Raw genomic sequence first — 24,017 nt, 5'->3', positions numbered from 1 at the left:
ATGACGGTAGAAGGAGAACTCAGGATGCTGCCCGACGAACGGCGCACACTCATCCTCACGCTGCTGGAGGGGACCGAGGTGCTCCGCCCCAACGACATCGCCGAGCAGACCGGCGTGTCGGCGGAGACGGTACGCCGTGACCTGGTCGCGCTGGAACGCGAGGGCGCGGTGCGCCGTGTCTACGGCGGGGTGGCGCGCGGTCAGCGGCTCTCGCGCAGCAGCGAGCCGCTGCGCGCCGAGCGGGAGGGTTTCCAACAGCGGGCCAAGAACGAGATCGGCGCGGTGGCGGCCTCCCTCGTGGGCGAAGAGGACACGCTGTTCATGGACGTGGGCACCACCGTGCTGGCCGTTGCCCGACGCCTGCCCGACACGTTCCGCGGCCGGATCCTGACCAACAGCATCACCGTCGCCGCGGCGTTCACCGACCGTCCGGGGGTGGACGTCCATCTGGCGGGGGGCCGGTTGCGCCACGACGAGCTGGTCGTCTCGGGGGCCGACACCGAGGCGCAGGTCCGCAAGTTCTACCCGGACATCGCCGTGATCGGCTCCGGGGGCGCCCACCCCGTGATCGGTCTGACCGACTACCACGTGGACGAGATCGCCGTGCGCCTCGCCGCGGTGAAGAACGCCAGCCGGGTCTACGTCCTCGCCGACAGCAGCAAACTCGGCCACGTCGCCCTGCGCAAGGTGTGCGACTGGGACGCGGTCACCGCCATCATCACCGACTCCGAGGCCGACCCCGAACTGATCGCGGAGTTTCGCGAGGCGGGGACGACGGTCTACGCGGGGCGCGCCCCCGATCCCGATGAGGGGGGTGGGCAGCGGTGACCCCGGCGATCCTGGCCATCGACCAGGGGACCTCGGGGACGAAGGCGGCCGTGGTCGGTGCCGACGGCCGCCTGCTCGCCGAGGCCTACCGCCCTGTGGCCGTGTCGTGCCCGGGCCCCGGCATCGTCGAGGTCAACCCCCACGACCTGTTGTCCTCGGTTCTGGACAGCGGCCGGGAGGCGCTGGCCGCCGCGGCGACACCCGTCGTGGGGGTGTCCCTGGCCAACCAGGGCGAGACCGTCCTCGCCTGGGACCGCTCCACCGGAACACCGTTGTCAACGTGCGTGGTGTGGCAGGACCGGCGCGCCACCGACACCTGTGCCCGGCTCGCGCACGTCGCCGAGCGGCTGGCGGAGATCTCCGGGCTCCCCCTGGACCCCTATTTCACCGCGCCCAAGATGCGCTGGTTGCGCGACAACGTCACCGCCGAGGGCGTGGTCACCAGTACCGACACCTGGCTGCTGCACCACCTGACCGGCGCCTTCGTCACCGACGCCGCGACCGCGTCGCGCAGCATGCTGCTCGACGTCGAGCGGGTGGAGTGGTCCGACGAGGCGTGGGGCCTGTTCGGCCTGGACGGCGAGCAGCGACCCGAGGTGGTGCCCTGCGACGCCGTGGTCGGACGCACCGATGCCTTCGGCCCGTCCCTGCCGGTCGCGGGAGTCGTCGTGGACCAGCAGGCGGCGCTGTGGGCACAGCGCGCCACCGAGGTCGGGGCGGCCAAGTGCACCTACGGAACGGGGGCGTTCCTGGTGGTCAACGTCGGGGACCGACCGGTGCGCAGCCGATCGGGGCTGGCCCTCTCCCTTGCGTGGGAGGCGGACGGACAACGGCGCTGGTGCCTGGACGGCCAGGTGCACACCGCGGGCCGGGCCGTGGCCTGGTTGCGCGACATCGGCGTCCTCGACGACGTCGCGCAGATCGATGCGCTGGCCGCACAGGTGGACGACACCGCGGGGGTGTACTTCGTGCCGACCCTGGCCGGACTGGCGGCACCCTACTGGGAACCGGGGGTGCAGGGCGCGTTCTTCGGCCTCACCCTGGCCGCCACCCGCTCCCACCTGGTGCGCGCGGTGTGCTTGGGGATCGCCGCCCAGGTGGCGGACCTGGCCGGGGCCGCCGCGGCGGACCTGGGCACGCCCGTGACCACGCTGAAAATCGACGGCGGGCTGACCCGTTCCCGGGTCCTGGCGCAGCTCCAGGCCGACCTGCTGGGCGCCCCCGTCGAGGTCTGCACGGTGACCGAGGCGACCGTGCTGGGCGCGGCCGACTTCGGGATGCGGGCCCTCACCGGCCTGCCGGTCGCGCTGCCCGCGAACGGGCGCGTGGTCGAACCGGTCCAGGACAGGGCGTGGGCGGCCGAAACGCTCGCGCGATGGCGCACCGGACTGGACCTGGCCCGGCGATGGAACGAACGACTTCTGGGGGAGACACCGTGTACGACGTCGCAGTGATCGGAGCAGGGGTGGTCGGGGCCGCGATCGCCCGCGAGCTCGCGGTGCGCGGAGCCGACGTGGTCCTGGTCAACGCCGAGGACGACGTCGGCAACGCCACGAGCAAGGCCAACACCGCCATTTTGCACACCGGTTTCGACGCCAAGCCCGGCACGCTGGAATCGCGGCTGGTCGCGCGCGGCCACACGCTGCTGTCGGCCTACGCCCGCCGCGCGGGAATCCCGTTGGAACCGCTGGGGGCGCTACTGGTGGCCTGGGACGACGAGCAGTTGGCGGCGTTGCCGGGGCTGCGGGAGAAGGCCGAACACAACGGCTACCGGTCGGCGCGCGTCATCGGTGCCTCCGAGGTGCGCGCCCGCGAACCCCACGTGGGTGCACACGCCCTGGGCGCGCTGGAGGTCCCCGACGAGGGGATCGTGTGCCCGTGGACGCCGACGCTGGCCTTCGTGACCGAGGCCAAGCGCCACGGCGCCACCGTCCTGCTGTCCACCCGGGTCCGGGGCGCCGAGCCGCGCGCCGACCACGTGGAGCTGGCGACCACCGCCGGCGGGGTGCGCGCCCGCGAGGTCGTCAACGCCGCCGGGCTGGGCAGCGACACCGTGCACCGCATGTTCGGCCACGCGACGTTCACGGTGACACCGCGCCGCGGGCAGCTGATCGTGTTCGACAAACTGGCGCGGCGGCTGATCAACCACGTGATCCTGCCGGTACCCACGGCGATGGGCAAGGGTGTGCTGGTCGCGCCCACCGTCTACGGCAACGTCATGCTCGGCCCCACCGCGGAGAACCTCGACGACAAACGCGCCACGGAGTTGACCGAGGAGGGGTTGGCCCAGCTGCGCGCCAAGGGCGCCCACATCATCCCCGAACTGCTCGGCGAGGAGGTCACGACCATCTACGCCGGACTGCGCGCGGCCACCGAGCACGACGACTACCAGGTGTCCTTCCACCCCGACCAGCACTACACCTGCGTGGGCGGTATCCGCTCCACCGGGCTGACCTCGGGGATGGCCATCGCCGAGCACGTCGCCGCGCAGTTGGGCCAGCGCCACGGCCTGGACCTCGGGGAGGCCCCCGCCCCCGACGGTCTCCCGGAGCCGCCCCGTATGCCCCCGATCGGGCAGGCGCAGTCGCGCCCCTACCAACAGCCCGAGCGGATCGCCGCCGACCCCTCCTACGGACAGGTCGTGTGCTTCTGTGAACGGGTCAGCCGCGGTGAGATCCGCGACGCCCTGTGCAGCGACCTGCCTCCCGCCACCGCCGACGGGCTTCGGCGGCGTACCAGGGCCGGTATGGGCCGCTGCCAGGGGTTCTTCTGCGGCGCGGCCGTGCGCCGACTGCTCGACGACGGACCCGACGCCCCCTTGACCGCGGAGGTCAACCAGTGAACGACACCACCGACGTCGCGATCGTGGGCGGCGGGCCGTCAGGCCTGGCCGCGGCGATCGCGCTGCGCAACGCCGGAGTGGCCCGGGTCAGTGTCGTGGACCGCGAGTCCGCCATGGGCGGGATCCCGCGGCACTGCGCCCACCCCGGGTACGGAATCCGGGACCTGCACCGTGTGCTGTCCGGCCCGGGCTACGCCCGCCACTACGTCCAGGCCGCGCGCCGGGCCGGCGTGCACCTGCGCACCGAGAGCACCGTCACCGGTTGGGCCCCCGGAGCCGGGCTGGGGCTGGAGGTCACCAGTCCAGGAGGGCGCGAGGTCCTGCACGCCGACGCGGTACTGCTGGCGTCGGGGGCGCGCGAGCGCAACCGCTCGGCCCGGTGGGTCCCCGGTGACCGCGGGGCCGGCGTTTACACCACCGGCCAGCTCCAGCAGGAGGTCTACTTCTACCGGCGCCCCATCGGCCGCCGGGCGCTGGTAGTGGGGGCCGAGCACGTCAGCTACTCGGCGGTGGCGACGCTGCGCCATGCGGGCGTGTCGGTGGTCGGCCTGGTCACCGAGCTGTCGCGTCAACAGTCGTATGCGGTGTTCCACCTGGGTGCGGCAGCGGCCTTCGGCGTCCGGCCGATGACCGGGGTCCGGGTGCGGGCGCTGCACGGCAAACCGCGGTTGAGCGGGGTGGAACTGGAGCGGCTGGACGACGGCCGCCGGGTGGTCGTGGACTGCGACACGGTCGTCTTCACCGGCGACTGGATCGCCGACAACGAACTGGCCCGACTGCACGACGGGATCGACGTCGCCTCGGCCGCGCTCGGTCCGGTCGTGGACACCAGCGGCGCGACCTCGATGCCGGGGGTGTTCGCCGCGGGCAACCTGTGCCACCCGGTCGAGCAGGCCGACATCGCGGCCCTGTCCGGGCGCCATGCCGGGCAGGCCGTCGCGCGGTGGCTCGTGGAGCGGGACACCCGCGTTGCGCAGGCGGGGGTCCCCATCGAAACCGACGCGTCCTTGGAATGGGTCCATCCCGGACGGGTCCGCTCCACCGGGGACCTGCCCGCGCGGGGTCGGTTCATCCTGCGTCCCAACCGTTTCGCCGCGTTCACCGCACTGCGCGTCACCCAGGGCGAGCGGACGCTGTGGCACGGGCGGGGCAGGCGCCTGACCCCCACCCGGCCCACCCTGATCCCCGCGGGGTGGTTGCGAGCGGTCAACCTGAACGGCCCCGCACTGCGGATCGGCGTCGGGGACTGACACCGACCGGGCGGCGTGGTCGCACGCGCGTGCGACCACGCCGCCCGACGGCCGTTCGGCCCGCCGAACGGGGGCGGGCCGAGGGCGGCCGGATCAGGCAAGCGCGTCCCGGACCTCGGTGAACGCCTGGACCGCGCGCCGGACGTCGTCGCTGGAGTGCGCGGCCGAGAGCTGCACCCTGATCCGGGCCTTGCCCTTGGGCACCACCGGGTGGGAGAACGCGATCACGTAGATCCCCTTCTCCAGCAGCGCATCGGCCATGCGTCCGGCCAGGGCGGCATCGCCCAGCATCACCGGGACGATGGCGTGCTCGCCGGGCAGGATGTCGAACCCCGCCGCGGTCATCTCCGAGCGGAACAGTTCGGTGGTGCGCGCCAACTGGGCCCGACGGTCGTCGGACGCCTCCAGCAGCTCCAGCACCGTGAGCGAGGCAGCCACGATCGCGGGGGCCAGCGAGTTGGAGAACAGGTAGGGCCGGGAGCGCTGGCGCAGCAGCTCCACGATCTCGGCGCGGGCGCTGACGTAGCCGCCGCTGGCGCCCCCCAGTGCCTTGCCCAGCGTGCCCGTGACGATGTCCACCCGATCGGTGACGCCGAACAGCGCCGGGGTGCCGGCACCGCCGGGGCCCACGAAGCCCACGGCGTGGGAGTCGTCCACCATCACCAGCGCGTCGTAGCGCTCGGCCAGGGCCACGATCTCGTCCAGGGGTGCCAGGTAGCCGTCCATGGAGAACACGCCGTCGGTGACGATGAGCCGGTGGCGCGCGTCGGCGGACTCCTTGAGGCAGCGCTCCAGGTCGGCCATGTCGCGGTTGCGGTAGCGGTGACGCGCGGCCTTGCTGAGCCGGATGCCGTCGATGATGCTGGCGTGGTTGAGCTCGTCGGAGATCACCGCGTCCTCAGCGGACAGCAGGGTCTCGAAGACGCCGCCGTTGGCGTCGAAGCAGGAACTGTAGAGGATGGTGTCCTCGGTGCCCAGGAAGCGGGACAGCTCCTGTTCCAGGCGCTTGTGCGGCTCCTGCGTCCCGCAGATGAAACGCACGGAGGCCATGCCGAAGCCCCATTCGTCCAACGCGGTCTTGGCCGCGGCGACGATGTCGGGGTGGTCGGCGAGGCCGAGGTAGTTGTTGGCGCAGAAGTTGAGTACCTCCTGGCCGTTGACCCGGATGCCGGCCGCCTGCGGGCTGGAGATCACCCGCTCGCCCTTGAACAGGCCGGCCGCGCGGATCTCGTCGAGTTGAGTGCGCAGGTCGTCGCGCATGCCGTCGAACATCGGTTACTCCCTAGGAGACGGTGGGTCGGGTCCAGTCGATGACGACCTTGCCGCAGTCGCCCGAGCGGGCGGCGGCGAAGGCCTCTGCGTGTTGCAGGTAGCCGAACCGGTCGGTGATGACGGCGCTGATGTCGAGTCCGCCCTGGAGCAGCACCGACATCGAGTACCAGGTGTCGAACATCTCGCGGCCGTAGATGCCCTTGATGGTGAGCATGTGCGTGACGACGCGGGCCATGTCGATGGGGATGTCCTCGGCGGGCAGGCCCAGGACCGCGATGCGTCCACCGTGGGTCATCGCCGCGGTCATGGCACGCAGCGCCTCGGGGCGGCCCGACATCTCCAGGCCCACGTCGAAGCCTTCCTTGATGCCCAGCTCCTCGTAGACGTCGGAGATGGCGCTCGTGCGCACGTCCAGCGCCAGGCTCACTCCGACCTTGCGGGCCAGTTCGAGCCGGTAGGGGCTCACGTCGGTGATGACGACGTGGCGCGCTCCGGCGTGGCGGGCCACCGCGGCGGCCATGATGCCGATGGGGCCGGCGCCGGTGATCAGGACGTCCTCGCCCAGGACGGGGAAGGCGAGTGCGGTGTGCACCGCGTTGCCGAAGGGGTCGAAGACCGCGGCGACGTCGAGGTCGATCTGTTGGCGGTGCACCCAGACGTTGGCCTCGGGCAGGACCACGTACTCGGCGAAGGCGCCGTCGGTGTGCACGCCCAGTCCGATGGTGCGCACGCAGAGGTGGCGCCGGCCGGCCATGCAGTTGCGGCAGGCACCGCAGACCAGGTGGCCTTCCCCGCTGACCAGCTCGCCGGGGCGGACATCGGTGACGGCCGCGCCGACCGCGGCGACCTCGCCGACGAACTCGTGCCCCAGCACCAGCGGCGGCCGAACCGTGCGCGCGGCCCAGTCGTCCCAGGCGTCGATGTGCAGGTCGGTGCCGCAGATCCCGGTGCGCAGCACCCGGATGAGCACGTCGCGGTCACCGACCTGGGGGTCGGGTACCTCGACCAGTTCGACGCCCGGTCCCGCCACCGTCTTTCTCAGAGCCTTCATGGTGCAACTATCGCCACACAGATTCTGTGAAGTCCATCAGTATTTTCTCGTATTTTCTTTAAGGAATTCTGCACGGACTGTTAGGTTCGCACCCGTGATCGATCCTCGCCGGCTGGCCGTGCTGCGCGCCCTCGCCGACCACCGCACCGTCACCGCTGCCGCGTCCGCCCTGCACCTGACGCCCTCCGCGGTGTCCCAGCAGCTTGCGGCCATGGAGGCCGAGGTCGGGCAGCCACTGCTGGAACGGCGCGGGCGTACGGTGCGCCTGACCCGCGCGGGCGAGATCCTGGCCGTGCACGCCGGCGCGGTCGCCGCCCAGCTCGAACGGGCCGAGGCCGAACTGGCCGCACACACCCAGGGCACCTCCGGCGAGGTCACGGTGGCCGCGTTCGCCACCGCGATCGGCCTGGTCGTGGCTCCGGCCATCGCGTCCTTGGCCACCGCGGAACCGCAGGTGGACGTCCGGGTCCGCGACGCCGAGGGCAACGTCAGCCTGCCGATGCTGGTGGAGGGCGAGGTCAACATCGCCATCACCCCGGAGTACCGCGGTGCCCTGCGCGACGACGAGCGCATCACCCGGGTGTCGCTGTTCGTGGAGCCCTTCGACGCGGTGCTGCCCGGCGATCACCGGCTGGCCGGTGACCGCGACATCGCGATCACCGCGCTGGCCGCGGACCGCTGGGTGACCCCGTGGCCGGGCAATCCCTGCCACGACGTCGTGCAGCTGGCCTGCGAACACGCCGGGTTCGAACTGCGGCCCGGCTGCCTCTCCGACGACTTTCGCGCGGTGACCGCGCTGGTTGCGGCGGGAGCGGGTGTGGCGCTGGTGCCGCGCTCGGCACTGCACGGGGTGACCCTGGCCGGGGCGGTGCGCCGGCCGCTCAACGGGAGCCCGCCCACCCGCCGGGTCTTCGCCGCGCTGCGCCGGGGCAGTGAACACCACCCCCTGCACGCGGCCGTCCTGGATGCGCTGCGCGCCGCGGCCCCCGACGCCGGGGGCCCGGCCGAGGCGCAGGCGACGGGCTCTCCCGCCGGTTGCGCCGAGGCGCCCTCCTGACACGACCCCTCCGAACCGCCGGCCCGCACCCGCCCCGCCGCTGCGGCCCCTTCCTCCTGTTCGCCGCGCCGGAGGAGGCGGGGCCCGGACCGAATCATGACCGAATCCATAACCGGTTGCGGCGCGGGTAGGTTCCTTTCGTGCACGGATACTCGCGGACCCGGATCGCCGGACGAACGGTCTGCTACACCGACTTCGGCGGCAGGGGCGTCCCTTTGCTCGCCCTCCACGGCACCTTCGGCCGGGGCTCGATCTTCGCGGGTCTGGCCGCGGGGCTCTCCGGGCGCGCCCGGGTCGTGGCACCCGATCAGCGCGGCCACGGCGCCAGTGACGGCGCCGACGTGTTCACCCGGGAAGCGTTCGTCGAGGACGCAGCACTCTTCCTGCGGGAACTGGAAATCGGGCCGGCCGTGGTGTTCGGCCACTCCCTGGGCGGCATCACCGCCTACCAGCTCGCCGCACGCCATCCCGACCTGGTGTCGGGACTGGTGATCGAGGACGTGGGTCCGGTCATGCGCCGACCGGAGGTCGAGCATCCCGTCCTCGACGTCCGCGGCTGGCCCGACCGTGCTCCGACCCGTCGGGCGCTCGCCGAGCGGATCGAGGCCGCCGGGGCCCCCGACAGCGATTACTTCATGCGGAGCGCGGTGGCCGAGGACGATCACTGGCGGCTGCTGTTCGACTGGGACACGATGATGGCGGTCCAGGAGGGCGGGCTCGGGGACTGGTGGGACGACTGGCTCGGCTCGACCTGTCCGGCCCTGGTCATGCGCGGCGGCCGAAGCACGTTGCTCCCCGTCGCGCTTGCCGAGGAGATGGTCCGGCGCAGGGCGAACACCCGGCTCGTGGAGTTCCCCGCCGCCGGGCACTGGATCCACGACGACGATCCCGAGGGTGTGGCCCATGCGGTGGCGGGTTTTCTAGACGACTCCGACGACGAACCGTCCTGACCAGAGGCTCCGATGGTCGGGCGGTTGCTACAACCGCTGCCTTTACGGCGTAGATTCGCTCGGGGCGGGGGGTCTGGTGTTCCACGCGGTCACCACCGGGCGGCCGTGCTCCACACCGATACTGCTCAGTGTCGCAGTCGCCAGTGCGAACATCGAACCCGCACACGCGGGCAGGCCGAGACGGCGCACGGCGAGAACGCGCAGCAGGTGGCCGTGCGCGACCACCACCACGTCACCGCCCGACGGGTCACCGAGGCGATCGGCGACCGCGGCCAGTACCCGGTCCGCACGGGCGCCCACCTCGTCAACCGTCTCCCCCGGGTGCTGGCCGTCACCGGGGACCACCCCGTCGGCCCACAGGTCCCAACCGGGCCGGTCCTCCTGGATCCGGGCGGTGGTGATGCCCTCGTAGCCGCCGTAGTCCCACTCCATCAGGTCGGCGTCGGGGCGCGCGTCCACCAGACCGGCGAGGAGCGCGGTACGGGTCGCCCTGCGGAGCGGACTGGTCAGGGCCAGGGCGACGCGCCGATCGTTCAGGAGCGGCGCGACCGCGCGTGCCTGCCACTCGCCGCGCTCGTCCAACGGCACGTCGGTGCGGCCGGTGTGCCGTCCCTCGCGGCTCCACTCGGTCTGGCCGTGGCGTACGAGCACCAGTTCAGCCATGAGGCCCCTCCCCCGCGACCACGGGCACCGCAACCGGTCGTTGACCTCTGGGATCGCGCATCGTCGCCTCCGAACTTGCGGGACGTTCATTATTCAAGCGCGCACCGTCACCCGTCCGGGATCGACCGCCCCGGCGCGGCGCAGGCGCGCTCCACTCCGCGTGCCGTGGCCGCAGGAGCGGCCACGGCACGCGCACGGGACTACGCCGGGGCACCCACCGATGCCGCGGCTGCGTGGGGTGCGTGCCGGCTGAGAAGGAGCCGGGCCATGGTGTCGTCCAGGTCGGACAGGCCGGTGTAGCCGGGGCCCGCCAGAGTGGCGGCGTCGCGTCCGGCCACGTTCTCCCCGACCAGGGGTGCAACGGTGCGGCGCAGCTCCGCCAGCCGCTGCTCGGCGGTCTCGGGCAGCCTGGTCAGTGCCTGTTCGGCGGCGCGCAGCGCGCGGTAGACCCCGTGCAGGCTGGTCCTGGTGGAGTGGTCGGCCTTCGCGTTCCAGATGAGGTTGACGGCGGTACGGGTCTTGTGAAAGCCAGTGGGCACAAGCGCTCCTGTGGAGTCGGGGCGGACACGGTCGAAGGCGCGAAGGGTCCGGCGCTCGGCTACCGGCCCTGCTGCGTAGGCCCCTGGGGGCCGGCCATGGGGACTCGAATACGACGGGCGACGCTGCACGTCGGGGACGGTCATGACTTCCTTCGTCGAGCAGGTCGGGAGCGGCGATCGAGAGCGGCGGGTGTTCGCGCCGGAACCCGCCCACTGTGGTCTCCGGCGGATACTCCGCCGGGAGCACGTGAGCCGGACTCTCGTTCGGCCTCGCTTCCGGACCACGCCCTCGCCTGCCCGAGGGGGTCCACCATAAACATGCGGTGCGTCAAGAGGTCGCCAAAACACCCCGCCACCAGCAATGGCGTGACGCGGCCCGCCCGGGGGACGCGGTGGACGCTACTCCTCGGCGCGGTACTGCCAGGCCCGGCAGGCCAGGTGCACGGCGAGCCGGTGGTCGGGGTCGGACAGGTCCGTCTCCAACAGGGCGGTGATCTGCTTCAACCGGTAGGTGATGGCGTTGCGGTGCAGGTTGAGCGCCGTCGCCGTGGAACTGATGGACCCCTGGTTGTCCAGATAGACCCGCAGGGTCCGCACCATCGTCGCCGCCTTGGCCGGCCCCTGTGCGTCCAACGGTGCGAGGATGTCGCGCACGGCGGTGCGGGCGGCACCGGTGGCGAACCACTCCACCAGCATCCGGTGCAGGCCCAGGTCGTCGAAGAGCACGACCGGGTCGGGTACCGATCCGTGACCGGGCATGTCGCTGAGCAGAGCGGCCCGTGACTCCGCCCAGGAGGTGCGCAGCCCCTCGACGCCTTCGTGCACGCTGCCGGCACCGCAGCGGACCTGCCAGTCGGGGAAACGCTCGGCGAGTTCGGCGCGGATGGCTGTCGCGGTCGTTCTGATCTGGTGGGCCGCACGCACCCCGGGGTCGCGCCGCCAGGTGCGCACCAGCAGTGGCGTGCCCTCGGCGAAGGCCAGGTGCCAGCCGGTGCCGCTCCCCTCGCCGGAGCCACCGGCACTGCGCCCGACGGAGCGCAGAGCGGCGCCGCCGACGATCTCGGCGAAGGTCACGCGTTCCAGTTCGCTCTGCTGGCGCCCGGTCGTCTCGACCGCGAGCACCAGGTGCCAATCGTCGATGGCCAGGCCGAGCGCACGTGCGCGCGGGACGAGCTCGTTGAGGTGCTGACCGCTCGCGACCAGGATCTCGCGCAGCACTTGGCCGCGGGTGCGCACGGGGAGTTCGTCGGCGCGGTCGCGCACCGCGATCAGCCGCATCGCGGCCTCCACCGTGAGGCGGACCCCGACCTCGGCCAAGGCGTCGCCGGACCCGCCGGGCAGCACGGCGCTGACGTGGCCGACCTCGACCCCGTCGGCCAGGACCGGTGCGCCGATCTCGCCCGCGCGGGGACGGCGGGCGACGAACACGATCCCGGTCGCCTCCTGAGCGAGTTCGCACAGGCGGCTCGGGTCGAAGTCCGCTGACTCCGCGGACTTCCCGGTCTCGGCGAGCAGCCGGGCCAGTCGCACCGCGCGGCTGAGGGCTTCGCCGGCCCCTCCGTCAACCGCCCGCGCCAGGTCGCGCAGTACCGCGCTCTCGTCGGCGCCGAGAGGCAGACAGGCCAGGACGAATCCGTAGCGCGCGGCCATCCGCTGCGCGGTGCGGGGGACGTCCTCGGCCGGATAGCCCAGCAGCAGCAGAGCGCTGACCCGGCGCTGGCCGACCGTGCGGCACCATACGTCCAGTTGGTAGTCGCTCATCGCCTGTGTCATGGGCGATGCCAGTACGACAGCGGTATTCGACGGAACTTTGGCGAGTTCCCCCGGGTCCCATATCATGGTGACGTCGCCCACGTTCCGCTCAGGAACATCCGCAATCACATACGAAAGCGCTTCCAATCCTGGACTAGAAAGCACTTCCGACAGTTTCGGCATGGTGTTTATTGTGCACCACGACCAAAAAACCGAAAACCGGGGTGCCGAGGGCCCAAGGCACAAAAGGTCGGATGTTCCTAGGATCGAACAGTGCTACTCGACGTGAACAATCTGCCCGACTATGCCCGAGGCGCAGCCATACTGGGTGCCGGCGGAGGCGGATCGACACAGGTCGGCCTGCTCGCCGCGCTCCAGGCGGTGGAAGAGCTGGGACCGGTCGAGGTGATCCCGGTGGATGCCGTCCCCGACGACGAACTGGTGCTTCCGGTCGCCGGCCTGGGCTCCCCCGACATCACGCTGGAGAAGATCGGCAACCCCGAGCAGGGGCGATGGTTGCGGGCCATGATCGAGCGCGAGACCGGTCGCCCCGTCCACGCGATGATGGCCAGCGAGGTGGGCGGCAACAACGCCCTGCTCCCGGTGATGTGGGCGGCCCACGCCGGACTGCCACTGGTGGACGCCGACGGCATGGGACGTGCCTACCCCGAGATGCAGATGATCAGCATGCACCTCGCCGGCATCCCCGCCACCCCCACCGCCCTGGTGGACGAGCGCGGCCACTCGATGATGTTCCGCGACATGGACGCCCACTGGCTGGAGCGCGTCGCGCGAGCCGTGGCGGTCGCCTTCGGCGGGTTCGCCTGCACCTCCGACCACATCCTGACCGGCGCCCAGGCCCGCACCGCCACGGTGCTGGGCAGCGTGAGCAAGGCCATCCGTATCGGTGAGGTCATCTCCTCGGCACGCCACGACCGCATCGGCGGGGTGCTTCGCCACCTCGACGGTCGGGTCCTGATCAACGGCAAGGTCAGCGACGTGTACCGGCGCACCGTGGACGGCTTCGTGCGCGGCAGCGTCCTCATCGACGGCATCCGCGAGGACAAGGGCCGCCTCGTCCGCGTGGAGATCCAGAACGAGAACCTGGTGGTCATGGAGGACGGTGAGATCCTGGCATCCGTCCCCGACATCATCACCCTCCTGGACGCCCAGACCAGCGACGTGATCTTCACCGAGCTGCTGCGCTACGGCCAGCGCGTGAGCCTGCTGGTACTGCCCTCCCCCGATATCTGGCGCAGTCCCCGGGGCCTGGAGCTCGTGGGGCCCCGTGCCTTCGGCTACGACTTCGACTACGAGCCGATCGGCTCGACGGGCGGCACCACTGCGGCGGAGGAGACCCGATGACCGGCACGACACCACGAACCGACCTGCGTATCGGCGTGGACGTGGGCGGCACCAACACCGACGCGGTGGTGCTGGACGGTTCCAGCGCCCCGCTCGCCCGCGCCAAGGTCGCCACCACCGCCAACGTCAACGGTGGGATCGGTGCGGCGCTGGAGGCGGTGCTCGCCGCTCCCGGTGTGGCGGCGGAGCGGGTGGGCCACGTCATGATCGGCACCACGCACGCCACGAACGCCCTCCTGGAGCGCAGCAACCTGGTGCGGGTGGCCGCGCTGCGCGTGGGCGCACCCGCCTCCAACGCGGTTCGCCCCATGTACGGCTGGCCCGCGAGCCTGCGCACCGCCGTGAGCGCGCACTCGGCGATCGTGCGCGGCGGACTGGAGCTGGACGGCAGCGACAGCACCCCCTTCGACACCGACGCCGTTGCGCGCTTCTGCGCGGAGGCGGCCCGGAGCGGGGCCGAGGCGGTGGCCGTCTCCAGCGTCTTCGCACCGGTCTCGCCGCGGCACGAGGAGCTGGCGCTGGCCACGGTGCGGCGGGAGCTGGGCGACATTCCCGTCTCGTTGTCGCACCAGGTGGGATCGCTGGGGCTGTTGGAGCGGGAGAACGCCACGATCCTCAACGCCGCACTGGGCCGGGTCGCGGTACACGTGATCCGGGCCATCGAAGAGGCGCTGCGGGAGCAGGGACTGGACCACGCGGTGCCCTACTTCGCACAGAACGACGGCACCCTGATGAGCCTGGAGTCCACCGCGCGGACACCGGTGCTGACCATCGGCAGCGGCCCCGCCAACAGCCTGCGCGGGGCGGCCTACCTGACCGGGGTGTCGGATGCGCTCGTGGCCGACGTTGGCGGTACCTCGACCGACATCGGCGCCCTGGCCCAGTCGTTCCCGCGGGAGTCGGCCTTCGGGGTCGAGATCGGCGGTGTCGCCACCAACTTCCGGATGCCCGACCTGGTCAGCATCGCGATCGGCGGCGGCACGACGGTCGCTGGTTCGCCCGGCGGTGTGACGGTCGGTCCGCGCAGCGTGGGCTACGAGCTGGGCGAGAAGGCCCTCGTCTTCGGCGGCCCCACGGCGACCCTGTCCGACGCCGCCGTTGCCGCGGGGCGCGCCACGATCGGCGACCGCGCACCTGCGCCGAGTACTCATCCCCTGCTGGCCGCCGCATTGAAGGTGTGCGACCAGCGCATCGCCGATGCGGTGGACCGGATCAAGGTCACCCGGGGCGACCTGCCGCTGATCGCGGTGGGCGGGGGAAGCGTGCTCGTTCCCGAGGGCCTGCCCGGGGTCACAACGGTCATCCGCCCCGACCACTACGACGTGGCCAACGCCATCGGCGCGGCGATCGGCACCGTGAGCGGCAACGTCAACCGCGTCTTCTCCGTGGGGTCGCGCGAGAGCGACCGGGCCCGGGTCCTGGACGAGGCGCGCGGGGCGGCCGTGGAGAGTGCCATTGCGGCGGGCGCCGCACCCGACTCTGTTGAGATCATCGAGATCGACGAGATCCCGTTGTCCTATCTGCGCGAGCCGGCAGTCCGGGTGCGCGTGAAGGCCGCGGGGCCTCTGAGCAGGATGTGACCTCCGACCGGGAGGACACCGCCCGATCGCTGTCCTCGGTCCCCGAACCGGTGGCAACGGCCCGCACCGCCCGCGGCAACGCCGCGGACCGGCCCATCGACGACGAGCAGAAGAAGATGACACCGACAGAGCCCTCCCCCGCACGCTCTCGCAGCCACCGTGCTCTGCCCCTGGGCGCGGCGGCGACCGCCGCGACCCTGCTGGTATCGGCGTGTTCCGCAGGCGGATACGGAACCTCCGAAGCCGACTCCACGACCTTCACCTACCTGGCCCCCACCGAGGTGGTCACCGAGTGGGACCCCGCCGCCTCCTACTCCAACGAGCTCTTCGCCTTCCCCAACATCTACGAGACGCTGACCAGGTACAACTCTGAGACTTCAGCGGTCGAGCCGCTGCTGGCCACCGAATGGTCGAGGTCCGACGACGGCACCACCTGGACGTTCACCCTGCGGGAGGACGTCACCTTCCACTCCGGGGCGCCGATGGACGCGACGGCGGTGAAGGACGCCATCGAACGCACCATCGACAAGGGCTCGGGGGCCGCCTACCTGTGGGACCCGGTGGAGTCGATCAGCGCTCCCGACGCCTCGACCGTGGAGTTCGAGCTGTCCTACGCCGCTCCGCTGGACCTGATCAGCTCGGCCTCCTACGGCGCCTACGTCTACGAGATCCCGTCCTCCGACGAGGATTTCGAGGCCGTGTCGTTCGGCACCGGCCCCTACACGGTGGAGTCGTGGCGTCCCGGCGACGAGAACGAGTTGGCCCTGACCCAGTACGCGGACTACTGGAAGGGCTGGGAGGGTCCGCACTACGAGAAGGTGCTGTACCGGGTCGTGTCCCAGCCTTCCACCGCCGCCCAGCTCATGGAGTCGGGGCAGGCGCACTACGTGCAGAGTATGCCCGCGCAGCTGCTCGACGGTCTGCGCGACGACGACACCGTGACCGTCACCGACACCACCTCCTGGCAGAACCTGTTCGGGTTGCTCAACACGGAGAAGGCTCCGTTGAACGACCCCCTGGTCCGCCGAGCGGTGGCGCACGCGATCGACTACGCCGAACTGATCGACACCTCCGAGGGCGTGTTCGTGGAGTCCGACGGGGTGATCCCCGAGGGCCTGCTCGGCCACCAGGACGACGCCGGTCTTCTGGGGCACGACCCCGGGGCCGCCGAGGAGCTCCTCCGGGAGGCGGGTTACGGCGACGGCGAGCAGTTGTCCTTGGAACTGACCTACACCGAGGGCGACGAGGACATCGCCACCATGGTCAGCCTGATGCAGTCGCAGTTGGCCGACGTGGGCGTCGAACTCGGCGTGGAGGCTCTGCCCTGGGACTCCGCGCAGTGGCCGCGGGCGCTTGAGGCCGACCCGGAGGACCGCCAGGACATCCTGCTCATGTACTGGTGGCCCGACGACCCCCAGCCGATCTCGTGGTATCAGAACCTCTTCCGCACCGAGGAGGAGAGCGTGTTCAACCTCGCGTACTACTCCAACCCCGAGCTCGACGCCCTCATCGACGACGTGGGCGCGGTGACGGCCACCGACGAGGACGGGGCCGCGCAAATGTACCGGCAGATGCAGGAGATCCTCGTCGAGGACTCCCCCGCGCTGTTCCTGGGCACCCGCCGCTACCTGCGCGCGGTCAGCACCGGGGTCGGCGGGTTCGTGGACAACCCGATGTACGCCAACGTCGCCTTCGTGCACGACTACACGCCGGCCTGACCCCGACGGCCCGGCCCGGGCGGGGCACCCGTGCACGGGTGCCCCGCCCCTTACGTCCTCCAGGAGACACGGTGCTCAGCTACGCGGCCCGCAGGATCGGGCTGTCCGCGCTCGTCGCGTTCGGCGTGGTCGTCCTGACCTTCGTCATCGCACGCGTGGTACCCGGCGATCCTGCCGCCGGTTGGGCGGGGCCGCGCGCCGGCCCCGCCGAGCGGGACCGGGTCCGTGCGGAGCTGGGGCTCGACCTCCCGTTGCCCCAGCAGATCGGCGGCTACCTGGGTGGGGTGCTGCGCGGCGACTGGGGGATCTCGGTGCGCACCCACCGGCCGGTCCTCGACGACCTGTTGGCCCTGCTCCCCAACACCCTGCAACTGGTCCTGGCCGGACTGCTCATCGGACTGCTGGTAGGGGTGCCCGCCGGGCTGGTCGCGGCGCGCTGGGCGCACCGCTCGCCCGACCTGCTGGTACGCACGGGTGCGGTCCTCGGCGGGTCGGTACCGGTGTTCTGGCTGGCTCTGCTCATGCAGATGTTCTTCGCCACCCGGATGGGGCTGCTGCCGGTGGCCGGCAGCTACGACCCTGCGGTCCTGGCGGCCAACCCGCTGGTCCGCATAACCGGGATGCCGCTGCTGGACGCGCTGCTCACCGGGAACCTGCCGATGGCCGCGAGCGTCTTCGACCACCTGGTGCTGCCCGCGCTGGTGGTCGCGGCCTACCCGGTCGCGGTCATCACCCGGCTGGTGCGGGCCGGTGTCCTGGACACGCTGGGCGAGACGCACGTGCAGATGACCCGCGCCCTGGGCTTTCCCGAACGGACCGTGCTGGCGCGCTTCGCGCTGCGCCCCAACTGGAACCCGGTCCTACAGACCTGCGCGCTGATCTTCGGCTACTCGCTGGTCAACAGTTTCCTGGTGGAGGCGATCTTCGCCTACCCGGGGCTGGGCGGTTACGCCGCGGCCTCGGCCGACGTCGTCAACCTGCCGGCGATCGTGGGCGTCACCCTGCTGGTGGCGCTGCTCTACATCGCGGCCAACCTGCTCGTCAACCTGCTGCAGGCGGCCCTCGACCCACGGATGGGGCTCCGGTGACCACTGATCGCCGACCGGTCACGCACACTGCCCTGGCGGTCTGCGCGGGAGTGTTCGTGCTGCTCGCGGCAGCCGCACTGGCCGCCCCCCTGCTGGTCCCCCACCCCGAACACGCGGGGACCGCCACCGACTCCTCGGCGCGGTTGCTGGCGCCCTCGGCCACGTACTGGATGGGCACGGACAACCTGGGGCGCGACGTGTTCTCGCGGGTCGTGTACGGCCTGCGGACGGGCCCGGCGATCGCGGTACTCGTCGTGTCCTCGGCGGTGGTGGTGGGGACGGCCGTGGGACTGGTCGCCGGATACTTCGGGGGGTGGGTCAACGAGATCCTGATGCGCCTCACCGATGTCTTCCTGGCCGTCCCCGCGCTGCTGCTGGCCTTGGCGCTGGCAGCGGTGCTGCCGCGCGGGGTCGTGGGGCTGACCATCGCCCTGGCGCTCACCTGGTGGCCCTGGTACGCGCGGCTGGTACGCGGTGAGGCCGCGTCGGTCGCGGGGCGGCGCCACGTCGAGGCGTGCCGGGCGCTGGGGTTGGGGCACTGCCGGATCATGTTGCGCCACGTACTGCCCGGCACCACCACCCCGTTGCTGGTCCAGGCGTCCACCGATATCGGCGGGGTCATCCTGGTGGCGTCCGGGCTGTCGTTCCTGGGGCTGGGCGCGCAGGCGCCGACCGCGGACTGGGGGCTGATGGTGCAGGAGTCGCAGAACCACTTCGCGACCCACTGGTGGGTGGGCACCTTCCCCGGGCTGGCCATCATGGGGGTCGCGGCGCTGAGCTATCTCACCGGGGACGCGCTGCGCGACCGTCTGGACCCGCGCTCGACGTCACCACGGGGGCGCATGCCGCGGCGCCGCCCCGGGACCACGGAGGCGGGGTAGTCATGGCGGTGCTGTTGAGCGTGCGGGATCTGACGGTGTCCTTCGGCACGCGTGCGGTGGTGGACCTCGCCCGCCTGGACCTGGCGGAGGGCGAGATCCTGGGTCTGGCCGGCGAGAGCGGGGCGGGCAAGTCCCTGACCGGCCTGACCGTACTCGGCCTGAGCGAGTACGCCGGCGCCCGGGTCACGGGCAGCGTGGTCCTGGCCGGCGAGGAGCTCGTGGGAGCGCGCCGGCGGCGGCTCCAACAGTTGCGCGGGAGCACCATGGCGCTCATCCCGCAGAGTCCCGCCGGGGCGTTCAACCCGGTGCTCACCGTGGGGACGACGATGCTGCGGGCCCTGCGGCTGCACGGGGACTCGCGGGGCCGGGCCCGGCAGCGGGCGGCGGAGGCGATGGCGAAGGTGCGGTTGGAGACAGCGCACCTGAGGCGTTATCCCCATCAGCTCTCGGGTGGCCAGCTCCAGCGTGTCGCGATCGCGCTGGCGCTGGCGCTGGGCGCCCGGCTGCTCGTGGCCGACGAGCCGACCAGCGCATTGGACGTGACCGTGCAGGCCGAGATCTGTGCGCTGCTGGGGGCGCTGCGCGACAGCGAGGGGGTGGCGGTGCTGTTCATCAGCCACGACCTGGCCGTACTGGGGGCCCTGTGCGATCGGATCGCGGTCATGCGCGCCGGCCGGCTGGTGGAGCAGGGGCCGGCGCCGGAACTGCTCACCGCACCCCGTGCGGACTACACCCGTGAACTACTCGCCGCGGTCCTGCGGTTGGGGTCGGGCGAAGAGGAGGCCGACGGTGCTTGAGGTACGGGATCTGACGGTGCGCTACGGAGGCACCCTGGCGGTGGACCGGGTCAGCCTGACCCTGCCCGACGGCCCGGCGGGGCTGGGACTGATCGGCGAGAGCGGATCGGGGAAGTCCACCGTGGGACGGGCCGTGCTGCGCCTGGTGCGGGCGCAGTCGGGGACGGTGCGCTACGACGGCGCCGACGTGCTGGGGATGCGGCGCCTGGGCGCCTACCGCAAGGCGGTGCAGGTCGTCTTCCAGGACACCGAGGGCGCGCTGAGCCCGCGGATGCGGGTGGGTTCGGCCTTGACGGAGGTGCTGCGGGTGCACCGCCTGGTGCCGCGCGGGGCCGAGGCCGCGCGGGTCGTCGAGCTGCTCGCCGATGTCGGTCTGGACGCCGAACACGCCCGTCGTTTCCCGCACGAGTTGTCGGGCGGACAGCGCCAGCGGGTCGGGATCGCCCGGGCCCTGGCGGTGCAGCCCCGTGTGCTGGTCCTGGACGAGCCGACCAGTGCGTTGGACGTGACCGTGCAGGCGCGGGTCCTGGAGCTGTTCGAGCGGTTGCGCGAACGCCACGCACTGTCCTACCTGCTGATCAGCCACGACCTGGCGGTGGTGGAACGGCTGTGCGAGCGCACCGCTGTGCTGCATCGGGGGCGCGTCGTGGAGGAGGGGCCGACCCGTCAGGTGCTGCACGCGCCGCAGCACGCCTCCACCCGGACGCTGCGCGCGGCCGTACCCCGGCTGCCCGGCGTCTGAACGGCAGGCGTCTTTCCTGGTGGTCCGGGTTCCGGTCCCCCAGGAGGCAAAGACGTGGCCGCGTGCCGGGACGGGGGCGTGTCGCCGTCCCGGCACGCGGGTGCGGGCGGGTCAGGGCATCGAGGTGAACGCCAGTGAGACGTTGTGGCCGCCGAAGCCGAAGGAGTTGGTCACCGCCGCGTTCACGGGGCCGCGGCGGGGCGCGCCGGTGACCACGTCCAGGCCGATCTCGGGGTCGAGCTCGTCGATGTTGCGGGTCGGGGGCACCACCCCGTCGCGCACCGACAGGACCGTCGACAACGCCCCCAGGGCACCGGCCGCGCCGAACAGGTGGCCGGTCATGGACTTGGTCGCGGTGACGGAAGGGTGCACACCGATCGCCTCGGTGATCGAGCGGGCCTCGATGGCGTCGCCCACCGGTGTGGAGGTGGCGTGGGCGTGCACGTGTGCGACCTGCTCGGGGGCGAGGCCCGCCGAGGAGAGCGCCATGCGCATGGCCCGCATCTGGCCCTCCGGGCTGCCGGCGGTGATGTGGTGGGCGTCGGAGCTCACTCCGGTGCCGGCCAGGGCGGCGTGGATGCGGGCGGAGCGCGCGGCCGCGAACTCCGCGCTCTCCAGGACCAGCAGGGCGGCGCCTTCTCCGATGACGAACCCGTCACGACCGCTGTCGAAGGGGCGCGAGGCCCGCTCGGGCTCGTCGTTGCGGGTGGAGTGGGCGCGGGCCTGGGCGAATCCGGCGAGGGTCAGGGGATGGATGCACGCCTCGGCGCCTCCGGCCACGACGACGTCGGCGCGCCCCAGGCGGATGAGGTCGAGGCCCAGGGCGATGGCCTCGGCGCCCGAGGCGCACGCGCTGACGGGAGTGTGCGCACCGGCGCGGGCACCCAGTTCGATGCTGACCCAGGCCGCGGGGCCGTTGGCCATCTGTTTGGGGATGGTGAGCGGGGAGACGCGGCGGCTGCCCGATGCGTTGAGGATGTCGTGCTGGCCCAGCATGGTGAGGGCGCCGCCGGTTCCGGTGCCCACGACCACGGCCAGGCGCTCGGGGTCAACGTCGGGGCTACCCGCATCGGCCCACGCCTCGCGCGCCGCGACCAGGGCGATCTGCTCGCAGCGGTCCAGCCGCCTGGCCTGCACCCGGTCCAGGACCTCGGTGGGCTCCACGCGCAGTTGGGCGGCGATGCGCACGGGGAAGTTGACCGCCCAGTCCTGCTCGATCGGGCTGATCCCGTTCTCCCCCGCCACGAGCGCCGCCCAGGTGGAGGCCACGTCGCCGCCAAGCGGTGTCGTGGCGCCCAGCCCTGTGACCACCGCGCCCGTCGTGCCGATCCCCATCAGTTGACTCCTCATCGATCGTGTGTCGTCCCCGCCCTGTCCGGGCGGGGAGCCTTGCTACGTACCGCCGCGAAAACTCCGAAACGCCAACGATCCACCCGATACCTTACGAACCGCGTGCAGTGCTCGGGTCGTGGCGGCCCGGCCCGAAAACGCCTGCGGGCAGGGCCCCGCCGACGTCAACCATCGGCCCCGGGCACCGGTCGCGCCCTCTCAGCCGCGGTTGATGCGGCGGTACTGGCGCATGGCCAGGGGTGCGAACACCGCGATGATGGCGACCGAGCACAACAGGGCGTAGAGCACCGCGTTCTCCGCCGGCCAGCCCGACGGTTGGGGCAGACCGGCCGGGGCCGGGTTGCCGAACAGCTCGCGCGCGGCGAAGGCCACCGCCGTGACGGGGTTCCACTCCGCGATGACGCGCAGCGGACCGGGCATCGCGGCGATGGACACGAACGCTCCTGAGACGAACGTCACCGGGAACAACCAGATCAGTCCGAGGCTCTGGGCGACCTCGACGCTGCGCGCGGCCAGGCCGATGGCCGCGCCGATCCACGACACCGCGAAGGCGAAGAAGAGCAGGAGCGCGAAGCCGAGGATCGCGTCGCCCAGTCCGTTGTTGACCCGCCAGCCGATGGCCAGCCCGCACAGGGCGGTCACCACCAGGGACAGCGTGCTGGTGGCCAGGTCCGAGAGCGTACGCCCCAGGATCACCGACACCCGCGACATCGGCAGTGACCGGTACCGGTCGATGAGGCCCTTCTGGAGGTCGTTGGCCAGGCCGATGGCGGTGAAGGAGGCGTTGAAGGTGAGGGTCTGGGCGAAGATCCCGCCGATGAGGAACTCGCGGTAACCGTCCCCGCCCAGGCTGCCGCCGAAGACGTAGGCCAGGAGCAGGACGAACATGACGGGCTGCACGACACCGGTGACCAGCGATCCCGGTGTGCGCACGATGTTGAGCAGGTTGCGATGGGCCACGACACCGGAGTCGGTGGCGGCCCGGGTGAGGACGCTCACGCCGTACCTCCCGCACCGGCCAGTGCCGGAGCCGGCCCGGGTTCCCGGGCAGCGTGCCCCGTCAGCTCCAGGAACACGTCGTCGAGGGTGGGCCTGCGCAGGGCCGCGTCCAGGACCTGGATGCCGTCGCGTTCAAGGGCGCCCAACGCGTCGGTGAGCGCGGCGTGGCCGCCGGACGCCGCGATCGAGATCCGCCGGGCCGTGGCGTCCACCACGGGTTCGGCGGCACCGCTGCGGGCGATGAGCCCGGCCGCGGCCGGCACGTCGGCGGCGTCGGCCACCACGAAGTCCATGCGGCCTCCCCCGACCCTGGCCTTGAGCTCGTCGGCGGTCCCGCGGGCGATGACGACGCCCTGGTCGATGACGGCGATGCTGTGGGCGAGCTGGTCGGCCTCCTCCAGGTACTGGGTGGTCAGCAGCACGGTGGTGCCGTCGGCGACGAGTTCGCCCACGACCTCCCAGGTGTCGAGCCGGCCGCGCGGGTCGAGTCCGGTGGTGGGCTCGTCCAGGACCACCACGTCGGGTTCGGCCACCAGCGCACCGGCCAGGTCCAGGCGCCGGCGCATGCCCCCGGAGTAGGCACCCGCGCGCTGGTCGCCGACGTCGGCGAGACGGAAGCGCTCCAGCAGTTCGCGGGCCCGCTGCGCTGCCCTGCGGCGCGTCATCCCGTAGAGGCGGGCGACCATGCGCAGGTTCTCGTAACCGGTGAGCTTCTCGTTGACCGCGGCGAACTGGCCGGACAACCCGATCCGGCGGCGTACGGCGGCCGGATCGCGCACCACGTCGTGCCCGGCGACCATGACGCGTCCGGCGTCGGGGCGCAGCAGCGTGGTCAGGATACGCACGGTGGTGGTCTTGCCCGCGCCGTTGGGCCCGAGCAGCCCCAGGACGTGACCGCGGGGAACATGCAGGTCGATGCCTTTGAGAGCGCGATGCGCCCCGAAGGACTTGGTGAGCCCGTCAACTTCTATGACGTGTGCCGGGTGGCCCATGTCTGGTGTCTCTCCTCATACGGGAAGGGCCGCCGTCCCCGTGCCCGTCGCGGCGGGCACGGGGCGGCGCTGGGGTCTGGATCAGACGCGGTCGAGCTCGCGCACGCGGCGCGGGCGCATGTCGGTCCAGTTGCGCTCGATGTAGTCCAGGCACACCTGGCGGTCGTCGGGGCCGTGCAGGACGACCCAGCCGGCGGGCACGGAGACGAATCCCGGCCACAGGGAGTGCTGGTCCTGGTCGTTGACGAGCACGAGGAAACGGGCGTCGGAGTCGTCGAAGGGGTTCTGCATGGTGGTGCCT

The 24,017-nt window shown here is 71.9% G+C and carries 22 protein-coding genes; 13 read left to right on the top strand and 9 right to left on the bottom strand.

Annotated elements, in window-relative coordinates; translation table 11 throughout:
- Genes AC0VYP_RS11355 through AC0VYP_RS11340 form a run of 4 tightly spaced genes read left to right on the top strand, consistent with a single transcriptional unit; the run spans position 1 to position 4,920 of the window.
- The gene (locus AC0VYP_RS11355) at positions 1-828 is read left to right on the top strand and encodes a DeoR/GlpR family DNA-binding transcription regulator (protein WP_285761865.1); all 828 of its coding nucleotides are present in this window, start codon (positions 1-3) and stop codon (positions 826-828) included.
- Positions 825-2,282, top strand: coding sequence for an FGGY family carbohydrate kinase (locus tag AC0VYP_RS11350; protein ID WP_475473940.1), 1,458 nt, complete (start codon positions 825-827; stop codon positions 2,280-2,282). Before AC0VYP_RS11355 ends, AC0VYP_RS11350 begins: the two co-directional genes overlap by 4 nt.
- Entirely contained in the window at positions 2,264-3,670 is a 1,407-nt protein-coding gene (locus AC0VYP_RS11345) for an FAD-dependent oxidoreductase (protein ID WP_475473938.1), read from the top strand. The genes AC0VYP_RS11350 and AC0VYP_RS11345 overlap by 19 nt, the downstream gene beginning before the upstream one ends.
- Positions 3,667-4,920, top strand: a complete 1,254-nt coding sequence (locus AC0VYP_RS11340; RefSeq protein ID WP_475473936.1) for an NAD(P)/FAD-dependent oxidoreductase — start codon at positions 3,667-3,669, stop codon at positions 4,918-4,920. The genes AC0VYP_RS11345 and AC0VYP_RS11340 overlap by 4 nt, the downstream gene beginning before the upstream one ends.
- 93 nt (positions 4,921-5,013) lie before the next feature.
- Here AC0VYP_RS11340 and AC0VYP_RS11335 read toward each other — a convergent pair whose 3' ends face one another.
- Positions 5,014-6,192 carry a glycine C-acetyltransferase gene (locus tag AC0VYP_RS11335; protein ID WP_285761861.1) on the bottom strand — a complete coding sequence of 393 codons (1,179 nt, stop codon included), beginning with the start codon at positions 6,190-6,192 and terminating at the stop codon, positions 5,014-5,016.
- Between the two features lie 10 nt (positions 6,193-6,202).
- Complete coding sequence (gene tdh / locus AC0VYP_RS11330; protein ID WP_285761860.1) at positions 6,203-7,243, bottom strand: L-threonine 3-dehydrogenase; 1,041 nt, start codon at positions 7,241-7,243, stop codon at positions 6,203-6,205.
- Positions 7,244-7,337: 94 nt separating this feature from the next.
- Between tdh and AC0VYP_RS11325 the strand changes: the two genes are divergently transcribed.
- Positions 7,338-8,300: a LysR family transcriptional regulator gene (locus tag AC0VYP_RS11325; protein WP_475473935.1), complete on the top strand. Its 963-nt coding sequence runs from the start codon at positions 7,338-7,340 to the stop codon at positions 8,298-8,300.
- A 140-nt stretch (positions 8,301-8,440) separates the two neighbouring features.
- Entirely contained in the window at positions 8,441-9,250 is an 810-nt protein-coding gene (locus tag AC0VYP_RS11320; RefSeq protein ID WP_285761858.1) for an alpha/beta fold hydrolase, read from the top strand.
- A 42-nt stretch (positions 9,251-9,292) separates the two neighbouring features.
- Here the strand turns inward: AC0VYP_RS11320 and AC0VYP_RS11315 are convergent, their stop codons facing one another.
- The 3 genes from AC0VYP_RS11315 to AC0VYP_RS11305 form a co-directional block, all read right to left on the bottom strand.
- Positions 9,293-9,913, bottom strand: a complete 621-nt coding sequence (locus AC0VYP_RS11315; protein WP_285761857.1) for a histidine phosphatase family protein — start codon at positions 9,911-9,913, stop codon at positions 9,293-9,295.
- Positions 9,914-10,113: 200 nt separating this feature from the next.
- The gene (locus tag AC0VYP_RS11310; RefSeq protein ID WP_475473933.1) at positions 10,114-10,596 is read right to left on the bottom strand and encodes a hypothetical protein; all 483 of its coding nucleotides are present in this window, start codon (positions 10,594-10,596) and stop codon (positions 10,114-10,116) included.
- Positions 10,597-10,851: 255 nt separating this feature from the next.
- On the bottom strand, positions 10,852-12,213 hold the full coding sequence (locus AC0VYP_RS11305; RefSeq protein ID WP_475473932.1) for a PucR family transcriptional regulator: 1,362 nt from the start codon (positions 12,211-12,213) through the stop codon (positions 10,852-10,854).
- A gap of 264 nt (positions 12,214-12,477) precedes the next feature.
- On the opposite strand from AC0VYP_RS11305, the gene AC0VYP_RS11300 reads away from it, so the two are divergent.
- The 7 genes from AC0VYP_RS11300 (at position 12,478) to AC0VYP_RS11270 (ending at position 20,375) form a co-directional block, all read left to right on the top strand.
- A complete protein-coding gene (locus AC0VYP_RS11300; protein WP_285761854.1) occupies positions 12,478-13,569 on the top strand; it encodes a DUF917 domain-containing protein in 1,092 nt (363 codons plus the stop codon).
- Positions 13,566-15,149 carry a hydantoinase/oxoprolinase N-terminal domain-containing protein gene (locus AC0VYP_RS11295; RefSeq protein ID WP_475473930.1) on the top strand — a complete coding sequence of 528 codons (1,584 nt, stop codon included), beginning with the start codon at positions 13,566-13,568 and terminating at the stop codon, positions 15,147-15,149. The genes AC0VYP_RS11300 and AC0VYP_RS11295 overlap by 4 nt, the downstream gene beginning before the upstream one ends.
- Positions 15,146-16,867, top strand: coding sequence for an ABC transporter substrate-binding protein (locus AC0VYP_RS11290; RefSeq protein ID WP_285761852.1), 1,722 nt, complete (start codon positions 15,146-15,148; stop codon positions 16,865-16,867). Before AC0VYP_RS11295 ends, AC0VYP_RS11290 begins: the two co-directional genes overlap by 4 nt.
- 71 nt (positions 16,868-16,938) lie before the next feature.
- Positions 16,939-17,955: an ABC transporter permease gene (locus AC0VYP_RS11285; protein ID WP_475473929.1), complete on the top strand. Its 1,017-nt coding sequence runs from the start codon at positions 16,939-16,941 to the stop codon at positions 17,953-17,955.
- Positions 17,952-18,836, top strand: a complete 885-nt coding sequence (locus tag AC0VYP_RS11280) for an ABC transporter permease (protein WP_475473927.1) — start codon at positions 17,952-17,954, stop codon at positions 18,834-18,836. The genes AC0VYP_RS11285 and AC0VYP_RS11280 overlap by 4 nt, the downstream gene beginning before the upstream one ends.
- A gap of 2 nt (positions 18,837-18,838) precedes the next feature.
- On the top strand, positions 18,839-19,633 hold the full coding sequence (locus AC0VYP_RS11275; RefSeq protein ID WP_475473925.1) for an ATP-binding cassette domain-containing protein: 795 nt from the start codon (positions 18,839-18,841) through the stop codon (positions 19,631-19,633).
- A complete protein-coding gene (locus AC0VYP_RS11270) occupies positions 19,626-20,375 on the top strand; it encodes an ABC transporter ATP-binding protein (protein WP_475473924.1) in 750 nt (249 codons plus the stop codon). The genes AC0VYP_RS11275 and AC0VYP_RS11270 overlap by 8 nt, the downstream gene beginning before the upstream one ends.
- 111 nt (positions 20,376-20,486) lie before the next feature.
- Here AC0VYP_RS11270 and AC0VYP_RS11265 read toward each other — a convergent pair whose 3' ends face one another.
- From AC0VYP_RS11265 to AC0VYP_RS11250, 4 genes are all read right to left on the bottom strand, one after another.
- A complete protein-coding gene (locus AC0VYP_RS11265; RefSeq protein ID WP_475474229.1) occupies positions 20,487-21,704 on the bottom strand; it encodes a beta-ketoacyl-[acyl-carrier-protein] synthase family protein in 1,218 nt (405 codons plus the stop codon).
- Between the two features lie 219 nt (positions 21,705-21,923).
- Positions 21,924-22,724 carry an ABC transporter permease gene (locus AC0VYP_RS11260; protein ID WP_285761846.1) on the bottom strand — a complete coding sequence of 267 codons (801 nt, stop codon included), beginning with the start codon at positions 22,722-22,724 and terminating at the stop codon, positions 21,924-21,926.
- Positions 22,721-23,716, bottom strand: coding sequence for an ATP-binding cassette domain-containing protein (locus AC0VYP_RS11255; protein WP_475473921.1), 996 nt, complete (start codon positions 23,714-23,716; stop codon positions 22,721-22,723). The genes AC0VYP_RS11260 and AC0VYP_RS11255 overlap by 4 nt, the downstream gene beginning before the upstream one ends.
- Before the next feature lie 81 nt (positions 23,717-23,797).
- Positions 23,798-24,007, bottom strand: coding sequence for an MbtH family protein (locus AC0VYP_RS11250; protein WP_285761844.1), 210 nt, complete (start codon positions 24,005-24,007; stop codon positions 23,798-23,800).
- Positions 24,008-24,017: the final 10 nt, after the last annotated feature.

It is taken from the genome of Nocardiopsis sp. iso_186 (assembly GCF_056173365.1).
Note: the sequence above shows the minus strand (reverse complement) of the source record. Positions and strands in the feature narration are given on the sequence as shown.